Consider the following 4415-nt stretch of genomic DNA (forward strand, 5'->3'; position numbering starts at 1 on the left):
AAAGGGGGCCGTGTGTCCGGACAACAGGAATTGATCGATTATTGATCAGTCACGGCCGCCAATGAGCGGTAATGGCGGTAACCCGCACAGTCTGCGAGACTTGCTGGGGACCTATGAGAAATCCGGGTTAGGGGGAATGACCTTGCCTCACAGGAGCGAAGTCCAGTACGAACCATGAGATGGAACAGTATTTGGTGACTAGGATCAGTATCCGCTGCAAGGCATACCTTGACCTGGTCTTTCGTCAGAAATTTTGTCGGTCGCTTACGGTCACGCACCATCACCGACACTTTGGTGGTCTCGACTCCAGGCCTCGCAACGTGCGTAAGGAGTCCATGGTGAGGAGCCGCTCTCACCCTTTTCTCTCCAAAAGGAAGGATAGTGATAAGGCCGCGCTGTTTGGCCCATCGGTAGAACCTAACGACCAGAGCCAGGCGATTATTCACCGTGCCAGGATCAAGAGATAATTCTCCACTAGACCAATCCCTGTACCTGGAGAGAACGCTGAGACCGTGGGCCGGGCTTTCTTCGTTCCAGGCCAAGCCATTGGCGTCCAGGAAGGCGAAGTAATCGTATAGACGGCGTCCGTAGGCTTCCCACGTCAGATCGCTCAGAGACTCCCCTGACTCGATTAGTGCTTGCCAAAGAAAGGTTTGCGCTGGCTCGACTGGCCATCCCTCAGACCCAATCAGCAACGGAAAGCCTTCGAAGGATCTACCTGCCAGGGTTAGGTCTTTTGTTGCAAATACAAGCCTCATACCGCTGCCTTAAGCCAGTGCTGATGGTTTTCCTCTTGAAGGCTGGAAACGGCTGTCCCAGACCGGTTCAGAAGGTGGCGCGGACTCTACAGGATTTACTAACGGTTTCCACCCCTCAGATCGTTGTTGGACAGCACCACAACCGGTGTATGACGAAGATCCGGACGGAACAGCTTCTCGCAGGAGGCATAGAAGTTATTGCAGTCCACCAGGGCGAACGCAGGCTTCCTCATCCGGCTTTGGCCTGTTCCCGATACAACGCAGCCCCGAGAGCGGCAAAGTAATACTGAAAGGCGTCATTGATACGCTGGCGATGCTCGCCCTGCGGATACAGACCCGCCTTGGCTTCATCAGAGTGAACGGTTCCGTTTACCAGAAATCGGTTACGCGGCTGGCTGTCTTCAATGAAGGCTTCAAAGGCGCGAGCGCACAGCTCCTCCGGTTTGGCGTAATAAACCGTTTTCAAATGCTGGTCGGCAATCTGGGAGGCCCGGAACAAAGTGCTGGGTGCAGTGCCGTCCTCCGTCAGCATGATGGCCTGGAAGCAAGCGCCTAGCCGTTCATTCAGTGGATGGGGTTTACTGCTTACGCTGTTCAGCCAGGCACTGGAAGCGAAGCCGCACGGTCCGGCATTCCGGTAAGCTTTGCCACCCATGTAGTGATCAAAGGCATGAAACCACTCATGAGCCAGGCTACCCGCGCCGGCGTTCTTGGCCAGCGCCAGCTGTCGGGTGGCGGGAATGTAGTGCGCGGCCACGCCCAACCGGCCGCCGATGCCATACTGCAGGCCCAGCGTGCTCCTCAGGGAGATCAATGGCTCCGGTCCTCGCAGGATCGTCATCAAATCACACAGCGCCTGATAGAACCGGCCGGCTGCCCGGTCCCGCTCCTGGGGCGTTACCCAGCGTCCGACCTCGATGCTGCGAAAATCGAACCGTCGTCTTACGGTGACAAAGGATACTGCCGATTCAGGTGTCATCCCTGCCCTCCCCGCTTGAGTGACCGGATGACGTTGGTGACCACCCCAAACACCTCCATCACCATATCGCCCTCGACGGTAATGGGCCGGTACGCTGAATTCCGTGGAAGGAGCCGAACGGGCGGTGGCGTCAAATGCAATTGCTTCACCGTCATCTCGCTTTCCAGGCTGGCGATGATGATGTCTCCGTGCTTGGCCCTCAGCGATCGGTCCACCACCAGGACATCGCCGGGATAGATGCCCGCCTCAACCATAGACTCTCCCTGCACTCGCACAAAGAACGTGGCAGCCGGGTGTTGAATGCACAGCTCGTTCAGGTCAATGGTTTTCTCAACATAGTCTTCCGCCGGCGATGGGAAGCCAGCCGAGACCCGTTCAAGAAACATCGGGATATTCAGGCGTGAGACGGATTCGTAGTCACCAAGCAGAATGCAGGACATGCTTTACACCGGATACTGTTTGAATATACAGTATTTTGGCGAGACAATACGGTTGGGTCAACCCATCATTGGGCCCAGTGTTCTATACTCGGACTAGTGCAGCTGCCAGGAAGGCGGGAGGAGTCTGTATGAAAAGCGTGGTACTGATGTTTGTTGGAGGCTTGGTGGGTGGTCTGATCGGTCCGGTGACGGCGTTGGTTGGTGTGGCAGCCGGTTACGTGGTAGGCCGCGCCCTGACGCACTCAGGAGTTACCCGGAAGCCTGCTGAGAATCAAGCTCCCTGTCGGTGAGGCTTCAATATAAACCGGATTTCCTGATCCTTTTGGCGTAAAAGGTGACCACGAGGGCAGCTCCAGATATCTGTCCACCAGAAATGGGCCCTGCCGGCCTGGATTTCGTTTGCCTTCGTGATCGCAACGTCTTGGACTTCATGGCCGCATTCCGGGCAATACACCGTAGCGGTTCCATCAGTTACCCAGTCATTAATCCGCTCTTCAACGAGGCCGAAATGGCCCTCCGGCAACCGACTCACCTTGCGTGTGTCGAAGGTGGAATTGGCGAGCCAGATTGGCAGCACCTCCCTCGCCGCTTGGGCACTGACGCTTTGAATCACCGTTCTCTCGGTGTCTTCCCTTGCCCAGGCCAACAACACTCTTGCCGGGACCGTCACGTCGCAGAAAAAGCCCTCATCCCGGTTCTCGGTAGTGGCAACCAGTATTTGTCCTTCACATCTGGGAAGTGTCGCCAGATGCTCTTGAATCTGGGCCTGCAGCTCGCTCTGACGTTCTTCAGCGGCAAGCTGACGGCGATACGCCCGGGAGAACAGTTTTTTCAGGTAGTGCGGCATAGAGCTCATAGTGTCGGTTGTTTACCGTTCCTTGGACATTGATCAGGCCGAAGCGGACTAGAAGGCATGCATTTACTCGTCGAACACTAGTCCTTCACTACCGGATAACAGGCATCGCCCCACAGTGTCTCCGGGTGATCCATCATGATTGTCAGAATGACGGGAACCAGTTGGCTCATCAAGGCTACACAGTCACGAATCTGCTCCCGGTTTAACTTACTGCCCCATGTAGCACCGCCATGTATCAACTGATTTCGCAGGGTGTAGATCCTGCTAAGCGCAATGCCCAGTACCGTCGCGGTATCCTCTGAGCCCAAGGCGGACTGAGCGGCGACTTTTGCACGGGTAAACTGGTCCTGCCACTCTTCCTCACTGAGCTTTCCGTTCTGATGGTCCCAGAAGGGCTGAAACACAAAACGATTGCTGAGTAGTACCCGAATACTCCGGGGGAATTCTGTCCAGGTCAGCTCATCCAGCTGTTTGCCAGCATCAAGATCGACTAACTTCTCCAAGAAACCACGGAAGGCCGTTTTCTCTGTCGTCCGGTATTCTTCATTGATCTCTGTGGCATAGGCGGCGTTGAACGCAATCCACAGAAAGATGAACCGGCTGTCTGGGTCGTCGAGTTGCTCTGCTCGCTGCAACCAGCTCAGCGACCGATGAACCCGCAGGCTGAGATTGGCAGGGTAGCCGTCTCGCTCATCACGGTGGCGCTGTTTGAGAGTGTCGTAATTCATGGTTCGGTCCGTCCGTTCATCCAGTCCGGGTTTTCGGTTTCAATCCTTCACATGTTCCCGAATCAGCTTCAACGCTTCTTCCGTGTGCTCAAACCGATGGCTGCCGCCCTCAAAACTATGAACCGGAAAATAATCCCCAAGCGCCCTGACGGTGTCGTTCCACGGAATCAGTTCATCCCCCTGATCCAGCAACACAAGCCCGCTGCCATAGTGGGTGAAGGGATAGTAGCTTGAAACCACTTCGTCCGTCAGTTGATAGGCGTGCCCCTGATGATCAACACCCTGCCCTATCCAGGGCTTGAGAGTGTGACCAGGATCCGTCACCGGGTTGATGGCGACAAACGGAATGCCGGATTCGGCACCCAGAATACCCGCCAGCCATCCCCCCATCGAGGTCCCAACCAGAAGGTCCGGGTTCACTTGCATCAGTTTGTCCAGGCTATCTTCAATGACGTCTTCCGAAACTTGAGTGTAATCGATGTCGTGACCATAGACAGGGCCAAGCTTCGCGAGCGCTTTAAGTTTGTCTGTTCGGCGACAATTAGGATGACCGGTTAACGACAATTATCTTGGCCGGTTGGGTGTAACAATTGGCCCCTTGTTTTCCATGGTGGAGCAAAGGGTGCCAGGCCAACACATAACCAACCGACAAGA

At 55.5% G+C, this 4415-nt stretch carries 5 protein-coding genes and 2 pseudogenes; all 7 read right to left on the minus strand.

Annotated features, from left to right (window positions below; all coding sequences use genetic code 11):
* Positions 1 to 128: 128 nt before the first annotated feature.
* Positions 129 to 758: pseudogene (locus tag LWH94_RS18755) on the minus strand (site-specific integrase); the annotation flags it as partial.
* A 119-nt stretch (positions 759 to 877) separates the two neighbouring features.
* Positions 878 to 991: pseudogene (locus tag LWH94_RS18760) on the minus strand (Y-family DNA polymerase); the annotation flags it as partial.
* Positions 988 to 1737, minus strand: coding sequence for a CLCA_X family protein (locus LWH94_RS18765; protein ID WP_232903257.1), 750 nt, complete (start codon positions 1735 to 1737; stop codon positions 988 to 990). The gene LWH94_RS18765 and the pseudogene LWH94_RS18760, both read right to left, overlap by 4 nt.
* Positions 1734 to 2177, minus strand: a complete 444-nt coding sequence (gene umuD, locus LWH94_RS18770) for a translesion error-prone DNA polymerase V autoproteolytic subunit (RefSeq protein WP_199457149.1) — start codon at positions 2175 to 2177, stop codon at positions 1734 to 1736. Before umuD ends, LWH94_RS18765 begins: the two co-directional genes overlap by 4 nt.
* A gap of 271 nt (positions 2178 to 2448) precedes the next feature.
* Positions 2449 to 3033, minus strand: coding sequence for a hypothetical protein (locus tag LWH94_RS18775; RefSeq protein WP_232903258.1), 585 nt, complete (start codon positions 3031 to 3033; stop codon positions 2449 to 2451).
* A gap of 77 nt (positions 3034 to 3110) precedes the next feature.
* Positions 3111 to 3761, minus strand: coding sequence for a HEPN domain-containing protein (locus LWH94_RS18780; protein ID WP_232903259.1), 651 nt, complete (start codon positions 3759 to 3761; stop codon positions 3111 to 3113).
* A 39-nt stretch (positions 3762 to 3800) separates the two neighbouring features.
* Positions 3801 to 4325, minus strand: coding sequence for a YqiA/YcfP family alpha/beta fold hydrolase (locus tag LWH94_RS18785; protein ID WP_442915011.1), 525 nt, complete (start codon positions 4323 to 4325; stop codon positions 3801 to 3803).
* Between the last annotated feature and the right edge of the window lie 90 nt (positions 4326 to 4415).

The sequence above is a fragment of the Marinobacter sp. G11 genome, from assembly GCF_021282325.1.
GTDB classification, from domain to species: domain Bacteria; phylum Pseudomonadota; class Gammaproteobacteria; order Pseudomonadales; family Oleiphilaceae; genus Marinobacter; species Marinobacter vinifirmus.

Excerpts from the sequence above, each read along its gene's own strand:
- LWH94_RS18765 (WP_232903257.1), bottom strand. The coding sequence starts at position 1,737 with ATGACACCTGAATCGGCAGTATCCTTTGTCACCGTAAGACGACGGTTC.
- umuD (WP_199457149.1), bottom strand. The coding sequence starts at position 2,177 with ATGTCCTGCATTCTGCTTGGTGACTACGAATCCGTCTCACGCCTGAAT.
- LWH94_RS18775 (WP_232903258.1), bottom strand. The coding sequence starts at position 3,033 with ATGAGCTCTATGCCGCACTACCTGAAAAAACTGTTCTCCCGGGCGTAT.
- LWH94_RS18780 (WP_232903259.1), bottom strand. The coding sequence starts at position 3,761 with ATGAATTACGACACTCTCAAACAGCGCCACCGTGATGAGCGAGACGGC.